The sequence below is a fragment of the Xanthobacter autotrophicus ATCC 700552 genome (assembly GCF_043194565.1).
GTDB lineage: Bacteria > Pseudomonadota > Alphaproteobacteria > Rhizobiales > Xanthobacteraceae > Xanthobacter > Xanthobacter autotrophicus_F.
The window spans coordinates 26,158-42,571 of sequence record NZ_JBAFVS010000003.1; the positions used below are offsets into that span (position 1 = coordinate 26,158).

16 protein-coding genes are annotated in these 16,414 nt (G+C 68.6%); 7 read left to right on the forward strand and 9 right to left on the reverse strand.

Annotated elements, in window-relative coordinates; genetic code table 11:
* Positions 1-73 precede the first annotated feature (73 nt).
* The gene (locus tag V5F48_RS03730) at positions 74-688 is read left to right on the forward strand and encodes an HD domain-containing protein (protein WP_394040214.1); all 615 of its coding nucleotides are present in this window, start codon (positions 74-76) and stop codon (positions 686-688) included.
* A 4-nt stretch (positions 689-692) separates the two neighbouring features.
* On the opposite strand, the gene V5F48_RS03735 is transcribed toward V5F48_RS03730, so the two are convergent.
* A complete protein-coding gene (locus V5F48_RS03735; RefSeq protein ID WP_394040216.1) occupies positions 693-1,169 on the reverse strand; it encodes an iron-sulfur cluster assembly scaffold protein in 477 nt (158 codons plus the stop codon).
* Positions 1,170-1,556: 387 nt separating this feature from the next.
* On the opposite strand from V5F48_RS03735, the gene folE reads away from it, so the two are divergent.
* The 4 genes from folE (at position 1,557) to V5F48_RS03755 (ending at position 5,002) form a co-directional block, all read left to right on the forward strand.
* On the forward strand, positions 1,557-2,285 hold the full coding sequence (gene folE, locus V5F48_RS03740) for a GTP cyclohydrolase I FolE (protein ID WP_394040218.1): 729 nt from the start codon (positions 1,557-1,559) through the stop codon (positions 2,283-2,285).
* Between the two features lie 91 nt (positions 2,286-2,376).
* A complete protein-coding gene (gene hisI, locus V5F48_RS03745; protein ID WP_394040220.1) occupies positions 2,377-2,898 on the forward strand; it encodes a phosphoribosyl-AMP cyclohydrolase in 522 nt (173 codons plus the stop codon).
* Between the two features lie 183 nt (positions 2,899-3,081).
* Positions 3,082-4,185, forward strand: a complete 1,104-nt coding sequence (locus tag V5F48_RS03750; RefSeq protein ID WP_394040222.1) for a patatin-like phospholipase family protein — start codon at positions 3,082-3,084, stop codon at positions 4,183-4,185.
* Between the two features lie 178 nt (positions 4,186-4,363).
* Positions 4,364-5,002: a flavin reductase family protein gene (locus tag V5F48_RS03755; protein ID WP_394040224.1), complete on the forward strand. Its 639-nt coding sequence runs from the start codon at positions 4,364-4,366 to the stop codon at positions 5,000-5,002.
* A 29-nt stretch (positions 5,003-5,031) separates the two neighbouring features.
* On the opposite strand, the gene V5F48_RS03760 is transcribed toward V5F48_RS03755, so the two are convergent.
* From V5F48_RS03760 to V5F48_RS03770, 3 genes are all read right to left on the reverse strand, one after another.
* Positions 5,032-6,150 carry an alginate O-acetyltransferase AlgX-related protein gene (locus V5F48_RS03760; RefSeq protein ID WP_394040226.1) on the reverse strand — a complete coding sequence of 373 codons (1,119 nt, stop codon included), beginning with the start codon at positions 6,148-6,150 and terminating at the stop codon, positions 5,032-5,034.
* Between the two features lie 14 nt (positions 6,151-6,164).
* Positions 6,165-7,583, reverse strand: coding sequence for an MBOAT family O-acyltransferase (locus V5F48_RS03765; RefSeq protein ID WP_394040228.1), 1,419 nt, complete (start codon positions 7,581-7,583; stop codon positions 6,165-6,167).
* Between the two features lie 89 nt (positions 7,584-7,672).
* Positions 7,673-8,455, reverse strand: coding sequence for an NAD kinase (locus tag V5F48_RS03770; RefSeq protein WP_394040230.1), 783 nt, complete (start codon positions 8,453-8,455; stop codon positions 7,673-7,675).
* A gap of 497 nt (positions 8,456-8,952) precedes the next feature.
* Here V5F48_RS03770 and cutA point away from each other — a divergent pair, with 497 nt between their 5' ends.
* On the forward strand, positions 8,953-9,279 hold the full coding sequence (cutA, locus tag V5F48_RS03775; protein ID WP_394040232.1) for a divalent-cation tolerance protein CutA: 327 nt from the start codon (positions 8,953-8,955) through the stop codon (positions 9,277-9,279).
* Between the two features lie 7 nt (positions 9,280-9,286).
* On the opposite strand, the gene V5F48_RS03780 is transcribed toward cutA, so the two are convergent.
* The 3 genes from V5F48_RS03780 to V5F48_RS03790 form a co-directional block, all read right to left on the reverse strand.
* Positions 9,287-10,327, reverse strand: coding sequence for an MBL fold metallo-hydrolase (locus tag V5F48_RS03780; protein ID WP_394040234.1), 1,041 nt, complete (start codon positions 10,325-10,327; stop codon positions 9,287-9,289).
* 268 nt (positions 10,328-10,595) lie between these two features.
* Positions 10,596-11,627 (reverse strand): amino acid ABC transporter substrate-binding protein, encoded by a 1,032-nt coding sequence (locus tag V5F48_RS03785; protein WP_394040236.1) that lies wholly within the window; start codon positions 11,625-11,627, stop codon positions 10,596-10,598.
* 40 nt (positions 11,628-11,667) lie between these two features.
* On the reverse strand, positions 11,668-12,300 hold the full coding sequence (locus V5F48_RS03790; protein WP_282641428.1) for a L,D-transpeptidase: 633 nt from the start codon (positions 12,298-12,300) through the stop codon (positions 11,668-11,670).
* 458 nt (positions 12,301-12,758) lie between these two features.
* On the opposite strand from V5F48_RS03790, the gene thrS reads away from it, so the two are divergent.
* A complete protein-coding gene (gene thrS / locus V5F48_RS03795; protein ID WP_394040239.1) occupies positions 12,759-14,741 on the forward strand; it encodes a threonine--tRNA ligase in 1,983 nt (660 codons plus the stop codon).
* A 79-nt stretch (positions 14,742-14,820) separates the two neighbouring features.
* Here the strand turns inward: thrS and V5F48_RS03800 are convergent, their stop codons facing one another.
* Positions 14,821-15,177 (reverse strand): c-type cytochrome, encoded by a 357-nt coding sequence (locus V5F48_RS03800; protein ID WP_394040241.1) that lies wholly within the window; start codon positions 15,175-15,177, stop codon positions 14,821-14,823.
* A gap of 111 nt (positions 15,178-15,288) precedes the next feature.
* Entirely contained in the window at positions 15,289-16,362 is a 1,074-nt protein-coding gene (locus V5F48_RS03805; protein ID WP_394040243.1) for a hypothetical protein, read from the reverse strand.
* Positions 16,363-16,414 lie beyond the last annotated feature (52 nt).

Sequence of the window (16,414 nt, forward strand, 5' to 3'; positions counted from 1 at the left end):
CCAATCCCACAAACGTGGCCGGGCCGTGTTGGTCCCGGCGACCGCCACGGCTCCGCCTTGCGGAGGTGAACCCGTGACTCGAAACCGGAACTCAAGCCCCGCGGCCGAACCGGCCGCATCCGCCCCGCCGCTGGCTTTGGTGGTGCGGGCCCTCGCCTTCGCGACGCTGCGCCACACCGACCAGCGCCGCAAGGGCCGGCGCGCCCAGCCCTATGTCAACCATCTGGCGGAAGTCGCCCTGCTGGTGAGCGAGGCCACCGGCGGGCGCGATGCCGCCCTCGTCGCCGCCGCTTTGCTCCACGACGTGGTGGAGGACCAGGACGTGACCGCCGCCGAGATCGAAGCCACCTTCGGGGCCGACGTGGCGGGCCTCGTCATGGAAGTCACCGACGACAAGGGGCTGGAGGCCGCCGAGCGCAAGCGCATGCAGGTGGCCCACGCCCCGCACCTGTCGGCCCGCGCCAAGGTGCTGAAGCTCGCCGACAAGACCGCCAACCTGCGCTCCCTCGCCGAGGACCCGCCGGAGGACTGGAGCCCTGCCCGCGCCCGGGCCTATGTGGAATGGGCCCGGGCCGTGGTGGAGGGCCTGGCCGGCGCCTGCCCGGCGCTGGAAGCCGCCTTCCACGAGGCCGCCGAGGAGGCCATCGCCGCCATCGACACCCGCGCCGCGCACTTCATTGCAGACTGAGGCCTCAGCCGGCTGCGGCCGCCGTCTCGGTTGACGCCGTGCCATTGGCGGCACGGGCGGCCTCGATCTGGTCGATGGCATCCACCACCGCGTCGAAGGTGAGCATGGTGGAGGCGTGGCGCGCCTTGTAGTCGCGCACCGGCTCCAGCACCTTCAGCTCGTCCCAGCGGCCATCGGGATGCGGGCCGTTCTCGCGCAGCATCTTCCACATGGCCTCGCGCAGCGCGCGCAGTTCCGCCGTGCTGGCGCCGATCACATGGCGCGCCATCAGCGAGGAGGAGGCCTGGCCCAGGGCGCAGGCGCGCACCTCATGGGCGAAATCCGCCACCAGGTCGCCGTCCAGCACGAGATCCACCGTCACCGTGGAGCCGCACAGGCGCGAATGGGCCTTGGCGCTCGCCTGCGGTGCGGCGAGGCGGCCGATCCTCGGGATATCGGCGGCGAGGGCGAGGATGCGGGCGTTATAGACGTCGTTGATCATGGGCGGCTTCCCCCGCCCTCGGGGCGGGTCGGTTGCGAAGGACGGGCGGCGCGGGCCTGCGCCCTGCCGGCTCATGGCTCTTATATAGCCTCGGGAGCAACGGGCGGAAGGGCTACCCGCGCACCGGGCGCGCACGGCATCAAGGCACCTCCACCCAAGGCGCCGCCCTTGCGAAAACGGGCGTTCGGCCCCATCATGAATTACAGATCCGGCTTCTCGGATCTCGGAAACAGGATACGGACGGCAAAGCCGCCGCCGGATAATGCCGGCGGGGCGCGGTTCGAGCGACACCGCGCATGCGTAGCCGACGACCGGTGACACTCCCGCTTTGCCGCGGGTTGGCGCTTCAGGGCGCTGCCCCGGGGAGCGGGTCGAACGGAGTTGGGCATGGACGCGGTTGTAAAGTTGTTCAAGGCGCAGGCCGAGAACGAGGAGCGTGAGCGCAAGCTCAAGGCGCAAGCCAAGGCAGCCTCCAAGGCCGCGGCGCGGCCGGACGGCACCCCCCCGGCGCCAAAGGTTCATCCCCCCCTGCCGGATGGCACCCCCCGTCCCTCGCGGCAGGAGGCGGAAGCGGCCGTGCGCACCCTGCTTGCCTATATCGGCGAGGACCCCGCCCGCGAAGGCCTGCTCGACACGCCGAAGCGTGTGGTGAAGTCCTATGACGAGCTGTTCTCCGGCTATGGCGAGGACAGCGACGAGCTGCTGGAGCGCACCTTCGGCGAGATCGGCACCTTCGACGATTTCGTGCTGGTGCGGGACATTCCCTTCCACTCCCATTGCGAGCACCACATGGTGCCGTTCGTGGGCAAGGCGCATATCGCCTATTTCCCGGTGGAGCGGGTGGTGGGCCTCTCCAAGATCGCGCGGGTGGTGGACATCTTCGCCCGCCGCCTGCAGACCCAGGAGCACCTCACCTCCCAGATCACCACCACCCTCGACGAGGGCCTGCGCCCGCGCGGCGTGGCGGTGATGATCGAGGCCGAGCACATGTGCATGTCCATGCGCGGCATCACCAAGCAGGGCGTCTCCACCCTCACCACCCAGTTCACCGGCGTGTTCCGGGACGACCCGGCCGAGCAGGTGCGCTTCATCACCCTGGTGCGCTCCAAATCCTGACCAAGGGTTCCGACGGGGGCACCGGACGTTCACATTTTCATCGGGGCGTTCCTGTCATGCGGGGACGCCCCTTTCCGTTCGAGCAGAAACCATGAGCTCCGACACACCCCGCCCCGAGACGTCCGGCCCCGAGACGCCCGCCGCAGCCTTTCCCGCCCCCGGCAAGGGCGCGGCGCTGGAGGAGGACACCCTCCTCTCGCCCCGCTTCGACGCCAACGGCCTCATCACCTGCGTGGCGGTGGATGCCGGGACCGGCGAGGTGCTGATGCTCGCCCACATGAATGCGCAGGCCCTCGCCCTCACCATGGAGACCGGCGAGGCGCATTATTTCAGTCGTTCGCGCGGCACGCTCTGGAAGAAGGGCGAGACCTCCGGCCACACCCAGAAGGTCCTTGAGATGCGCATCGACTGCGACCAGGACGCGGTGGTCATCAAGGTGGAGATGGGCGGCACGGGCGCTGCCTGCCACACCGGCCGGCGCTCCTGCTTCTACCGCACCGTGCCGCTCGGCGCCGCGCCCTCCACCCAATCGAAGCTCGCCTTCACCGGCGATGCCCCGCGCTTCGATCCGGCCACGGTCTACGGCAAGGACGGTCATGGTCACGACCACTGAAGCGGTAAATCAGCGCCACGCTTCCGACACCGGAAATTAGTAACCTGCTGCCAGGCTCTGGAGCACGCGCCGTTCCTCGCATGGCAAGCGGGACGGACGCCGCGTTCTCTGTCTCGAAGTTCAGGGACGGATTTGCCGATCAGCCTGCTTAGGGCCGATCGGACCCGGCTCCAGGAGGCACGCATGTTCCAGTCCCTCCACTGGCGCTCCAACCCGGCCGCGCCCGAGACCACCGGGCCGGAGACCGCGTCGCCGACGCACGCCGCCCCGAAGACGCCGGGGCCCCCCGACGATGGTGTTCCACCCGATTTCGGCACCCCCGCCCACCAGCCCCTGCGGGACCGCGAGCGGGGCCGCCCGGCCATCGGCATCGCCCTTGGCGGCGGGGCGGCGCGGGGCTTTGCCCATATCGGGGTGCTGAAAGTGCTGCGGCAGGCCGGCATCCACCCCTCGGTGGTGGCCGGCACCTCCATCGGCGCGGTGGTCGGGGGCATCGCCGCCGCCGGCAAGCTCGACGAACTGGAAGACTGGGCGATCAGCCTCACCAAGCGCAACGTGCTGGGGCTGCTGGATTTCGCCCTCGGCGGGGCGGGCCTCATCGGCGGCCGGCGGCTGGTGGAGCTGATGCGCCGGAACGTGGGCGAGGTCTCCATCGAGGACCTCCCCGTGGTGTTCGCCGCCATCGCCACGGAGCTTGGCACCGGCCACGAGATCTGGCTCACCCGCGGCGATTTCGTGGAGGCGATCCGCGCCTCCTACGCCCTGCCGGGCATCTTCACGCCGGTGAAGGTTGGCGGGCGCTGGCTGATGGACGGGGCGCTGGTCAATCCCGTCCCGGTCTCCGCCGCCCGCGCCATGGGCGCGCGCATGGTCATCGCGGTAAATCTCAATGCCGACGTGTTCGGCCATGGCACGGTCATCCAGGACCACGGCGGCGTGGTGGAGCGCGTGGCCGAGGTGGCGCTGGGGGCGAAGAAGGAGGGCATCGCCGCCATGCTGAGCCCGGAGCGGCTGAAGCGACAGTTCTTCGCCGGCCACGGTCACGCCGCCAGCGACGGGCCGCGCGGGCTCTCCACGGTGATGATCGATGCGTTCAACATCACCCAGGATCGCATCGCCCGCTCGCGGCTCGCCGGCGATCCCCCCGACATCATGGTCTCTCCCAAGCTCGGGAAAATCGGCTTGTTCGAGTTCCCGCGGGCCAGGGAAGCCATCGCCGCCGGAGCGGAGGCGGCGGAGCGGGCGCTCCCCGACATCCAGGAGGCCATGGTGGCCCTGGGCGCCTGACCCGCACGGCGTTTGTGAAAGCCGCCATGCTCCGGCGGGCGCTGCGCGATTCCAGATGCCGCATTATGCTGCGCCATCCCCGGGGACGGGCCAGCCCGCCCTCACCTTCGAGACCGAGGCCGCGTTGCCACGATCGGCTATGCCGTCGGGTCGCCGCGCGCCATGCGAAAGCCCCGCGATGTTCTACGAGCCCGCCAAGCGCAATCACGGCCTGCCCCACGCGCCACTGAAGGCCATCGTCGCCCCCCGGCCCATCGGCTGGATCTCCTCGCTCACCCCGGACGGGGTGGCGAACCTTGCCCCCTATTCCTTCTTCAACATGATCAGCGAGGCGCCCGCCCTCGTCATGTTCTCGTCGCAGGGGGCCAAGGACAGCCTCGCCAACATCGAGGCCACCGGCGAGTTCGTGTGCAACCTCGCCACCCTCGACCTGGTGGACAAGGTGAACCTCACCTCCTCCCCCGTGGCCCGCAACGTCAGCGAGTTCGACACGGCGGATATCGCCCGCGCGCCGTCGCGCCTCGTCAAGCCGCCCCGCGTCGCCGCCGCGCCCTGCGCGCTGGAATGCGTCTATGTGGAGACCTTCCGCCCGCGCGGCCGGGATGGGGTGCAGGCCGACGCCTACATGATCATCGGCGAGGTGGTCGGGGTTTATATCGACGACGACGCCATCATCGACGGGCGGGTGGATATCGCGGCGCTGAAGGTGATCGCCCGCTGCGGCTATCTCGACTACGCGCCGGTGGACCGCCTGATCGAGCGCGAGCGCCCGCCCGGTGGCGGCATGGACATGAAGGCGCGCACCCCGGTGGCGTGAGCGGCCGCAGATCCCGGCGCATCGGAGGATCAGCCGGCCTTCGGCGTCGGCGGCCAGTGGGCGGGCTCGCCCTTGCAGGGCATGGCACGCTCGGTGGGCGCATAGATCAGGATATCGGGCTTGAAGCGTTCCACCGCCGCCATATCGAAGCGGCAGAGGCGGTGATGCATCCAGCCATAGACCGAGGCGCGATGGGCCAGGAGCCCCTCCCACAACCCTTGAGTGAAGGAATCGCCGATCACCAGGATGCGCGGGCCCGGATGTCCGGAGACATAGGCATAGGGCATGAACGGATCGGTCTTGCTCACCTCCGGCATCACGCCCGGCAGGGCAACCGGGTTCTTCGGCGCCTGCATGGGCGCCTTGCCGGGATAGTCGAGGTCGGGCTCGGCCGGCTTGATGCCGCTCAGGCGCCCGAGATCGCCCACAAAGGACGGCACCGGCGGCTCCAGCGCGTCCTCGGGGCGCACCTCCAGGTCGGGCCGGCCCGCCGCCGCCATGGCGGCATTGAAGCCGAGCAGCGCGCCTCGCAGGTTCCAGTGGGTGTCGTAGCGCCAGTGCACGGGGCCGGTCTTCTTCGCCTCGGCCATGATGGGGCGCATGTCCACGAAGGCGATGCCGGCCTCCTTCATCATCCTCGCCACCAGGTCGTATTCCGTCGGCGCCGTCTTGAGCCGGCGCGCATAGGCGGGCAGCAGCTCGAAATTGGCGGTATGACCGTTGGGCGGCACCAGCATCACGAACCGCCCGCCGTGGGCGGTCATGTAGCCGTTCAACAGCTTCACCATGTCGAACAGCTTGCCCAACGGCTCCGGCCGCACCAGCTGGCCGATGGACTGCTCCAGCGCCTTGTCCTCGTTGAGGAACAGGGCGCCGTGCTCGCCCTTCAGCACGCGGCTGGTCAGGCTGTCGCCCATGGCCCGCACATAGGCGAGATGGGCGGTGAGCACCGCGCCGCGGAAGCCGAAAGTGCTGTTGATATAGGGGTCGAGACGGTGCGCCGCGTCCTCCCACCAGCGCTCTTCCGGCTCCAGCACCGTGGGCGGCGGGCCGGCCACATCCGGCAGCACATGGCCGAGGGTGGGCAGAAGCAGGATGCCCACGAAGATCGCGGCCCACCAGCGGCGGAAGGACATCAGCAGCGGCATGGTCTGTCCTCCTCCTAAAAGCGGAAATAGAGGAAGGGCGAATAGGTCGCCGCGCCCACCGAAAGCACGCACAGGGCGAACAGCACCCACACCGCCAGCGTATCCACGGTGCCGAACAGGGCAAGGCGCAGGCGGGGGCTGAGCGCCCGCGCGCCGGGGCGCGGCAGGCCGAACATGGCGAGCGGCCAGGCCAGCACCATGATGACCATGGTCACAGGCTTCAGCGTCACCTGCAGCTGGGCGGCGAGCGGGCCGATGCCGTTCAGCCCCACGAGGCCCTCGAACAGCTCCATGGCGGCGGGCAATGTATCAGTGCGGAACCAGACCCAGCCGGACAGCACCACGGCGAGCACATAGGCATGGGACACGAGGCGCGGCGCCTGTTTCAGCGCGGCGCCGAAGCTGGTGCGCTCCAGCACCAGGAAGCTGCCGTGGTGGATGCCCCAGATCACGAAGGTCCAGCTCGCCCCGTGCCACAGGCCGCAAAGCAGGAACACGGTCCACAGGTTCGCCGCCGTGTGCACATGGCCGGCCCGGTTGCCGCCCAGCGGAATGTACACATAGTCGCGGAACCAGCTGGACAGGCTCATGTGCCAGCGCCGCCAGAAATCGCTGATGGAGCGCGCCCCATAGGGCAGGTTGAAGTTGCGCGGGAACTTCAGCCCCATGGCGATGGCCAGGCCGATGGCCATGTTGGAATAGCCGCCGAAGTCGAAATAGATCTGCAGCGCATAGGCGGTAAGGCCGAGCCACGCCTCGCCGAGATTGGGATGGGGCGTATTGTCGAACACGGCGGCGACCACAGGCGCCACCTCGTCGGCGATCAGCACCTTCCACGACAGGCCGATGATGAAGATGCGCAGGCCCGCCGACACCCGCCCCAGCGTGGTGCGGCGCGTATGAATGCGGCGCTCGATGGTGGAGTAGCGCACGATGGGTCCCGCCACCAGCTGCGGGAACATGGTGATGTAGACCGCGATCTCCTCGAACCGCCCGTTGGCCGCGGCTTTCCGCCGGTAGACATCCACCAGGTAGGAGATGGCGTGGAAGGTGAAGAAGGAGATGCCCAGCGGCAGCGCCGGATGCACCACCGGCAGCGCGACCCCGAGGGGATCGAGCAGCACATTCAGGTTCTGCGCCAGGAAGCCGGCATATTTGAAGGCGATGAGGCCGGCGAGGTTGGCCGCCACGGCAAGCCCCAGCCCCCTCAGCCGCCAGCGCTCGCTGCGCTTGTCGATGAAGAGGGCGAACAGGTAATTGCCCACGATGGAGACCGCCAGCACCGCCACATTGGCAAGCCCGCCCCAGGCATAGAAGACCAGCGAGAAGGCCAGCAGAACGAGGTTCTTCGCCCGGACGCCCGGCGTCGCGAAGTAGCACAGCAGAAACGCCGGCAGGAAATAGAAGAGGAAGGTGACCGAGGAGAAGACCATGGACCGCCGGAAGCCGTTGTGCCCTTTTTGACGCGAGCACGCGGGAGCGCGCCATCAGTCTGGACGGAAGCGCTTCCGTCCGGCCGCCTCTAATACACGAATTGCTCGCGCAGGATACGCTCCTCCAGCCCATGGTCCGGATCGAACAGCATGTCGATGGAAGACGTCGCATCGAGCCGCGCCGAGACCGCGATGATGTCGCGCACCTCGAAATGGTCCGCCGCCGCGCTCACCGGGCGCTTGTCGGCCTCCATCACGGCGATGTCGATGCGCGCCTTGTCCGGCACCAGCGCCCCGCGCCAGCGGCGGGGGCGGAACGGCGAGATGGGGGTGAGCGCAAGCAGCGCGGTGCCCAGGGGCAGGATCGGCCCGTGGGCGGAGAGGTTGTAGGCGGTGGAGCCGGCGGGCGTCGCCACGATCACGCCGTCGCAGATCAGTTCCTCCAGCCGCACGCGGCCATCTATGGAGATGCGCAGCTTGGCGGCCTGATACGATTGGCGCAGCAGCGACACCTCGTTGAAGGCGGGGGCGCGGTGGCGCGTGCCGCTGGCGTCCACCGCCTCCATGATGAGGGGATGGATGGTCACCTGCAGGGCAGCGGTGAGGCGCTCCACCAACCCTTCCTCCCGGAAGGTGTTCATGAGGAAGCCCACCGAGCCGCGATGCATGCCGTAGATGGGCAGGCCGCGGTCGCGGAAGCGATGCAGGGTCTGCAGCATCAGGCCGTCGCCGCCGAGGGCGACAATGACGTCCGCATCCTCGTGCTCCACCGCGCCGTACCGCGCCACCAGGCGTTCCCGCGCGGCCTCCGCCTCGGGCGTCTGGCTGGCAACAAAGGCGATCTTGTTGAAGCGGCGGGGAGATTCGCTCATCAGTGCGGCGGCCTGGTCGGCATCCGGCGCTGAGCGCCGGCCACGCGGGGAATGGGGATTTCCGGTCTAGCGGCCCGACCGCCATCTGTCGAGGCGTCGGCACGGGCGGGGGGTCCCAGTCTGGAATGGAGCGCGGTTGACGCCCCATTGCGTCCCGCGCGACGCGACGCCTGCTTGCAAGAGCGCTGCGAAAGCGCCTTGAGCGGTCGTCCTCCCCTCTCCCCTTGCGGGAGAGGGGTTGGGGGTGAGGGGTCGGCGCCCCGAGAAAGCGCACATCCCCTCAGGACGGTCGCACCACACCCCTCACCCCGGCCCTCTCCCCTAAGGGGAGAGGGGGACCAGTTTGTGTACCGACCGCGGGTGAGGGGTAACGTTCGCAAAGCTCCCACAAGAGGTGCATAGGTACCGCGCAGTCGGAGAAGCGGTCGGCAGCGGAGCCACCTTCGCCGGCTCCCCGTCATCGGCTATGAAGAGCCGGCCGATCGGGAGCCAGACCCATGCAGCCGCGCCTCGTCTACACCACCTTCCCCGCGCGCGAGGCCGCCGAAGAGGTCGCCCGCGCCCTGGTGGAGGCGCGGCTGGTCGCCTGCGCCAACATCCTGCCGGGCATGGTCTCCATCTACCGCTGGGCGGGGCAGGTCGAGCGCGCGGACGAGGTGGTGATGATCCTGAAGACCACCTCGGCTCGCGCGAGCGACGTGGTGGAGGCGGTGCGCGCCCGCCACCCCTATGAGGTGCCGGCCATCCTGGTCCTGCCGGTGGAGGGTGGCCTTGCCGCCTATCTCGGCTGGATCGGCGCCGAGGTGGCGGACGAGCCTGCGTGACGCCGGCTCACAGCACCGGGCGCCAATAGATCGGGATGTAGCGGAAGCCCTCGCCGTCTTTCTCCAGGTGCGCGGCGCCGGGGAAGGGGAAGTGATAGCCGGCCACCTGCGTGCGTTCAGCCGCGAGCCGCTCATAGGTCTTGCGCCGCACCTCCTGCGCCATCACCGGGTCCATGTCGAACACCGCGTGCCAGGTGGGATTGCGCACGAACAGAGCCGGCAAATTGGTGATGTCCGACTGGATGAAAAGGGTGTCGAACCCCGAGTCGAGGCTGAAGGAGGTGTGCCCCGGCGTGTGGCCGGGCGTGCCCACTGCGGTGAGGCCGGGCGCCACCTCCTTGTCCCAGGCGTAGCGCTCCACCTTGCCCTCGAACGGCTTGAACACGCGCCGCACGTTCTGGAAGGTATTCTTCAGTCCCTCGGGGGCGCGGCTCATCTGGCCTTCGTCCATCCAGAACGCCCATTCGCGCTCGGGCACGCTCACCTGTGCCTTCGGGAAGGCGGGAGCGCCGTCCGGGGTGAGCAGGCCGTTGATGTGGTCCTGGTGGAAATGGGAGATGACCACGTGGTCCACCGTCGCCGGATCGATGCCGATGTCCGCAAGGGTGCCACGCACCTGCCCCACCGGCCCCGGCTTGCCGCCATTGCCCGTGTCCACCAGCACGCGCCTGCCGCCCATGTCGAGCAGCAGCACGGTGAAGGAGATGGGAATTTCGTTCTCGGGCAGGAACGCCGTCTTGAGGGCTGCGTTCACCGCCTCCCGGGGCTGGTTGCGCACGAAGGTGTCGGTGAGGGGAATGGTGCGCATGCCGTCGGACACGGCGGTGACCACCACGTCGCCCACCTTGTAGCGATAGGCGCTCGGCACCTGACCGGCCTGCGGCGCGTTCGCAGCAGGCGACGCGGCGGGGGGCTGGGCCGTCGACTGGGCATGTGCCATGCCGCTTCCGGCCACAAGGCCACCGGCCAGGGTGCCTGCACCCGCGAGCATCGCGCCCGTGACGCCGGCCGTTCCGGCCAGAAGGGTCCGCCGAGACACCTCGGTCATCACTCTCTCCCCGCTGCATGAAGACGAGGGGAGCTTAGGGAGGCAGCGGCGTAAGGTCGATGCCGCAGGGGGATTTCCCCCTCACATCGCCGCGAGCAAAAAGGGCCGGCCCGTGGAAACGGACCGGCCCTTTTCAAAGCCCTTAATACCATTGGCCTCGGTCGTTGACCGAGGCCAAGTGCGTTTCGCTCAAGTGCCGCGCAGGCTTAAACGATGGCCCATGAGTCAAACTCATGGGCCATCGTTATGAGTGGGAAACGGCTGCGGCTCAGCGCACCGGCGGGGCGTACTGGATGCCGCCCATGCTCCAGAGCTGGTTGATGCCGCGCGGAATGCCGAGCTTGGACGCGGCGCCCACATTGCGCTCGAAGCTCTCGCCGTAATTGCCCACCGACTTCACGATGCGCACGGCGAAGTCCTTGGTCACGCCCAGTTCCTCGCCGTAATTGCCGTCGGTGCCCACCAGGCGGCGCACTTCCGGCTTCTTGGAGGCGAGGGCCGCATCGATGGTGGTGGTGGCCACACCGAGTTCCTCGGCGTTGATCATGGCGAAGATGGTCCACTTGACGAGGTTGAACCACTGGTCGTCGCCCTGGCGCACCACGGGGCCGAGGGGCTCCTTGGAGATCACGTCGGGCAGCACGATGTGGTCGCCCGGCTTGGCCATGGTCAGGCGCAGGGCATAAAGCTGCGACACGTCGGTGGTGAGGGTGTCGCACTTGCCCTCTTCATAGGCCTTCACCAGATCGGTGCTGGTGGGCAGGGTGACCAGTTCCAGCGCCATCCCGTTGGCGGCGAAATAATCCTTGGTGTTGTCCTCGGCGGTGGTGCCGGCCTGCACGCAGACCTTGGACTTGTCCAGCTCAAGGGCGGACGCGACCTTGCGGGCGTCGCGCACCAGGAAGCCCTGGCCGTCATAATAATTGATGGCGGTGAACAGGAGGCCGAGCTTGGCCTCGCGCTCCAGGGTCCAGGTGGAGTTGCGCGAGAGCACGTCCACATCGCCCTTGGTGAGGGCGGGGAAGCGCTCGTCCGCCGACAGCGGCACGAACTTCACCTTGTTCGCGTCGTTGAAGATGGCGGCGGCGAGGCCGCGGCACACGTCCACGTCGAAGCCGGTCCACTTGCCGGAGGCGTCGGGGGCGGAGAAGCCGGGCAGGCCCTTGGACACGCCGCACACCAGTTCGCCGCGGTCCTTCACCGTCTTCAAGGTCTGCGCCGACTTCAAGGTCTGCGCCGAGGCCGCCGGTGCGGCAAGCGCAAGGGTGGCGCCGGCCAGAAGCGCCAGGATCGTCTTCATGAATGCCCCCAGTGAGAAATAAGGAGAAAAAGGACCGTCCTCAGAGGGCGGCCTGCTGGCGCACCACGACCTTGGTGCCCACGGGCACGCGGGAATACAGGTCGATGATGTCGGTGTTCACGAGCCGGAAGCAGCCCGAAGACACGGCATAGCCGATGGTCTGCGGCTGGTTGGTGCCATGGATGCGGTAGACGGTGCCGCTGATGTAGAGCGCGCGGGCGCCCATGGGGTTGCCGGGGCCGCCGGCCATGAAGCGCGGCAGATAGGGCTGGCGCTGGATCATCTCCGCCGGGGGGGTCCAGTCGGGCCACTCGGACTTGCGCTCGATGCTCTTGAGGCCGGACCACTGGAAGCCGTCGCGGCCGACGCCGATGCCGTAGCGCATGGCGCGGTTGTCACCCTGCACCAGGTACAGGAAGCGCTCGTTGGTGTGGATGACGATGGTGCCCGGCTTCTCGGTGGTGCGGAAATACACCGGCTGGCGGCGGAAGGCGGGGTCCATCTGGGCCACGTCGTCCTGCGGTGCCTCAAGGCCCGGCTGCTCGTCGATGTCCATCACGGCGCCCGGTGCGCCACGCGGGCCGATCTGGGCGCTGGCAGCGGACGCGAAGGCAAACACGCCGACCTGGAGCAGGGCGGCGAAGGTCAAGGTCTTGAACGTGGATGGCATCATGCCGGCCTCTCTTTACGCGTCCGAGGGCGCAATCGGCCCTTTTGACAGCGGTGACACGCGAACTGGTCGGAAGCGGGGCAGGATATTCCGCTCCGTGGCCAACCGGTTCCCCTCCCCCGCGCGAACCGCCCTGCCCCCGGTCCGGACCCGATCCATCAGGCCCGGCCGGACGACGCCGGCATGGCGAACACTCACGACCCCGCTCACGGGATTAGCCGAGGCCGCGCGCGAGGAAAAGGGGGGTCGCGGCCTGAGCAGTGCAGCATTTTCCACCCAAAGCGTTGCCGAACGGTATCCAACGGCATCCATCTGGGCACAACCACGTGAACAATGCCCGGCAGCGCTCCTCGATTCCCCGTTCTGGACGCGGGCGCCCGCTCTCGCCTAAAAGACCCGCGTGAACATGAAAAGACGCCTACCTGCGTGGTCCGCAGGAGTGGGCGGCAAGGAGTTGCCTCATGATTTCCCTCACCTTCCCTGACGGCGCCAAGCGCGACTATGCCGAAGGGACGTCCGGCGCGGACATCGCAGCCGCCATCTCCAAATCCCTCGCCAAGAAGGCCGTCGCCGTCACCCTCGACGGCGCGCTCACCGACCTGTCCGAGCCCATCACCCGCGACGCCAAGCTGGAGATCGTCACCCGCGACGACCCGCGCGCGCTGGAGCTGATCCGCCACGACTGCTCGCACGTCATGGCCGAGGCGGTGCAGGAATTGTGGCCGGGCACCCAGGTGACCATCGGCCCGGTGATCGAGAACGGCTTTTATTACGACTTCGCCCGCAACGCCCCCTTCACCACCGAGGACCTGCCGGTGATCGAGGCGAAGATGCGCGAGATCATCGCCCGCGACCGCCCCTTCACCCGGGAAGTGTGGACCCGCGACGAGGCCAAGCGCGTGTTCGCCGCCAAGGGCGAGGCCTACAAGGTCGAGCTGGTGGATGCCATCCCCGCCGACCAGGACGTGAAGATCTACAAGCAGGGTGAGTGGTTCGACCTCTGCCGCGGCCCGCACATGCCCTCCACGGGCAAGATCGGCGCCGCCTTCAAGCTGATGAAGGTGGCGGGTGCCTATTGGCGCGGTGATTCGAACAACCCCATGCTCACCCGCATCTACGGCACCGCCTGGCAGGATGAGAAGGAGCTGGCCGCCTACGTCCACCGGCTGGAGGAGGCGGAGAAGCGCGACCATCGCCGCCTCGGCCGCGAGATGGACCTGTTCCACTTCCAGGAGGAAGGCCCCGGCACGGTGTTCTGGCACCCCAAGGGCTGGACCCTGTTCCAGGAACTGGTGGCCTACATGCGCCGCCGCCTGAAGGCCGACTACAGCGAGGTCAACGCCCCGCAGGTGCTCGACGCCGCCCTGTGGGAGACCTCCGGCCACTGGGGCTGGTACAAGGAAAACATGTTCAAGGTGCAGTCCGCCGGCGACGAGACCAAGGACGAGCGCATCTTCGCGCTGAAGCCCATGAACTGCCCCGGCCATGTGCAGATCTTCAAGCACGGGCTGAAGAGCTACCGCGACCTGCCCATGCGTCTTGCCGAATTCGGCGCGGTGCACCGCTATGAGCCCTCCGGCGCGCTGCATGGGTTGATGCGCGTGCGCGGCTTCACCCAGGACGACGCCCACGTCTTCTGCACCGAGGAGCAGATGGCGGCCGAGTGCCTGAAGATCAACGATTTGATCCTCTCCACCTATGCCGATTTCGGTTTCGACGAGATCGTCGTGAAGCTCTCCACGCGCCCCGACAAGCGCGTGGGCTCGGATGCGGTATGGGACCACGCCGAAGAGGTGATGACCCGCGTGCTGGGCGAGATCGAGGCGGCCTCGGGCGGGCGCATCAAGACCGGCATCCTGCCGGGCGAAGGCGCCTTCTACGGCCCCAAGTTCGAATACACGCTGAAGGACGCCATCGGCCGCGAGTGGCAGTGCGGCACCACCCAGGTGGACTTCAACCTGCCGGAGCGATTCGGTGCCTTCTATGTGGACGCGGACGGCCAGAAGAAGACGCCGGTGATGATCCACCGCGCCATCTGCGGCTCCATGGAGCGCTTCACCGGCATCCTCATCGAGCACTTCGCCGGCCATTTCCCGCTCTGGCTCGCCCCCACCCAGGTGGTGGTGGCCACCATCACCTCGGACGCGGACGACTATGCCGCCGAGGTGGCGGAGCTGCTGAAGGCGGAAGGCCTGCGCGTGGAACTGGACGTGCGCAACGAGAAGATCAACCTGAAGGTGCGCGAGCATTCCCTCGCCAAGGTGCCGGTGCTGCTGGTGGCGGGCAAGAAGGAGGCGGCCGAGCGCACCCTCTCCATCCGCCGTCTCGGCTCCAACGCCCAGGCCAGCGGAACCCTCGACGAGGTGGTGGCGGCGCTGGTGGATGAAGCGGTGCCGCCGGATCTGAAGCGCAAGGCGCTGGCCAAGGCCCTGCAGGCGGCGTGACCGCCGGGATGATGTGAAGAAGGCGGGAGGCTCAGGCCTCCCGCCTTCTTCATGTCTGCGGCCGCGCGGGCGCGCCGCGCTACTTCTTCAGCGTCGCCAGATAAGCGGAAAGGTCGGCCGCCTGCGCGCGGGAGAGCGACACCTGCGGCATCTGCGGATGGGGGCCGAGCAGGCGGAAGGCGAGCCATGCCGGCGAAATGTCACCATCCCGTGCGGCGATGGCCGCGAAGGTGGGCGCATCGCTCGCCGCGCTCTGCGGCGCACCCCCGACCACATGGCAGGTGGCGCACCAGCGCTCCGCGAGGGCACGCCCTGCGGCAGCGTCTGCCGCCTGGGCCGGCGGCGCGGACACCATGCCGGCCGCCATGGCAGCAACCATGACGCCCGCGGCGACGGCCGCCCCCGCAAGATGAAAGGCAGCGAAGCGGGACCCCATTCTCGTCCTCCCCGGTCAGTGTCCGGCGCCCGCTCGGGGGCGCGATTCCATTCAGGTGGGACGGCGGGGCAGCTCCGTCCGGATGCTTGGGCTTGAGACCGGGCCGGCGCGTTATTTCGCCAGCACCTCGATTTCCAGGTTCTTGCCGGCTTCCACCTTGATCTCGCGGCTGAAGTTCTTGCCGTCCTTGCGCGCGATGGCGGTGTAGTCGCCTTCGGAGAGGACGAAGGTGGGGAAGGCGCCGATGGATTCCTTGATGGTGTCGCCGCCGGGGGTGATCACCGTCCACTGGGTGTCGGCCTGCGCCTCGCCGCCTGCCACCTTCACCAGCTTCAGCATGACCTGCGCGGCGCGGTGGTGGACGATGGCATCGGTGAGCTTGCCGGGGGCGACGGTGACGTCGGCACGCACCACGGCATTGGCGTCGCCGTAGGTGGAGACCACATGATAGGTGCCCTCGGGCAGGAGCACCACTTCGCCGGCACCGGCGCCGCGATAATAAGGCTGGCTGGAGGTGCGGCCCTGAAGAAACGAGCCTTCGAAGATGTCGAAGGTCAGCTTCTGGGCGGGAATGGGCTTGTCCTCCACATCGGCGGACAGGCGCAGGGCACCGGCCGGCACGTCGAACGCCTGGCGGCGCGAGAGCGGCCCCATCTGCACCCTCTGGGCGACGGTGGCGAAGCCATAGGACACGTGGACGATATAGCCACCCGGATTGAGCAGAAACACCGGCGTCGCCTCGGAGCTTTCCGCGACCAGAGGGAAGGCGCCGGTGCTTTCCGGCTGGTCGGCGAAGACGCGCCAGACGAGGCCGCGGGGGATTGCCGCGCCATCGGCCCCGAACCGCGCGAAGACACCGAGCGCCGCCTTGCCGGGCGGCGCCTGCGGCAGCACCGCATGGGGCTCGCGGCTCGACGGGGCGGGGCCAACAGCTCCTCCACCGGGGGCCTGGAACGCCGGGCGCGGGGCATTGGGCGGGGTCTGGAACGGACCAGCCGGCGGCGGCGCGGCCGGCGGGCCGAGGAACTGCATGGTTTGCGCCACGGCATCGCGCGGGGCGGCGAGCACCGGCGCGGCCACGGCCAGCGCGGCGCACAGGAGCACCGCAAGCCGCAGCCCCCGGCGGCGCGGCGCACGGCTGCGAACGGCGGGAGGGAGGCCAAAAGCGCGGGCGAAGCGGATCATGTGTGCTGACGTGCACAATATTCGGGGCGGATTCAAGTCGGCTCCGCAGCGT

Bases quoted from the DNA above. Each gene is read 5' to 3' on its own strand.
- V5F48_RS03735 (WP_394040216.1), bottom strand. From the start codon at position 1,169: ATGATCAACGACGTCTATAACGCCCGCATCCTCGCCCTCGCCGCCGAT.
- folE (WP_394040218.1), top strand. From the start codon at position 1,557: ATGGACGCGGTTGTAAAGTTGTTCAAGGCGCAGGCCGAGAACGAGGAG.
- hisI (WP_394040220.1), top strand. From the start codon at position 2,377: ATGAGCTCCGACACACCCCGCCCCGAGACGTCCGGCCCCGAGACGCCC.
- V5F48_RS03750 (WP_394040222.1), top strand. From the start codon at position 3,082: ATGTTCCAGTCCCTCCACTGGCGCTCCAACCCGGCCGCGCCCGAGACC.
- V5F48_RS03755 (WP_394040224.1), top strand. From the start codon at position 4,364: ATGTTCTACGAGCCCGCCAAGCGCAATCACGGCCTGCCCCACGCGCCA.
- V5F48_RS03760 (WP_394040226.1), bottom strand. From the start codon at position 6,150: ATGCCGCTGCTGATGTCCTTCCGCCGCTGGTGGGCCGCGATCTTCGTG.
- V5F48_RS03765 (WP_394040228.1), bottom strand. From the start codon at position 7,583: ATGGTCTTCTCCTCGGTCACCTTCCTCTTCTATTTCCTGCCGGCGTTT.
- V5F48_RS03770 (WP_394040230.1), bottom strand. From the start codon at position 8,455: ATGAGCGAATCTCCCCGCCGCTTCAACAAGATCGCCTTTGTTGCCAGC.
- cutA (WP_394040232.1), top strand. From the start codon at position 8,953: ATGCAGCCGCGCCTCGTCTACACCACCTTCCCCGCGCGCGAGGCCGCC.
- V5F48_RS03780 (WP_394040234.1), bottom strand. From the start codon at position 10,327: ATGACCGAGGTGTCTCGGCGGACCCTTCTGGCCGGAACGGCCGGCGTC.
- V5F48_RS03785 (WP_394040236.1), bottom strand. From the start codon at position 11,627: ATGAAGACGATCCTGGCGCTTCTGGCCGGCGCCACCCTTGCGCTTGCC.
- V5F48_RS03790 (WP_282641428.1), bottom strand. From the start codon at position 12,300: ATGATGCCATCCACGTTCAAGACCTTGACCTTCGCCGCCCTGCTCCAG.
- thrS (WP_394040239.1), top strand. From the start codon at position 12,759: ATGATTTCCCTCACCTTCCCTGACGGCGCCAAGCGCGACTATGCCGAA.
- V5F48_RS03800 (WP_394040241.1), bottom strand. From the start codon at position 15,177: ATGGGGTCCCGCTTCGCTGCCTTTCATCTTGCGGGGGCGGCCGTCGCC.
- V5F48_RS03805 (WP_394040243.1), bottom strand. From the start codon at position 16,362: ATGATCCGCTTCGCCCGCGCTTTTGGCCTCCCTCCCGCCGTTCGCAGC.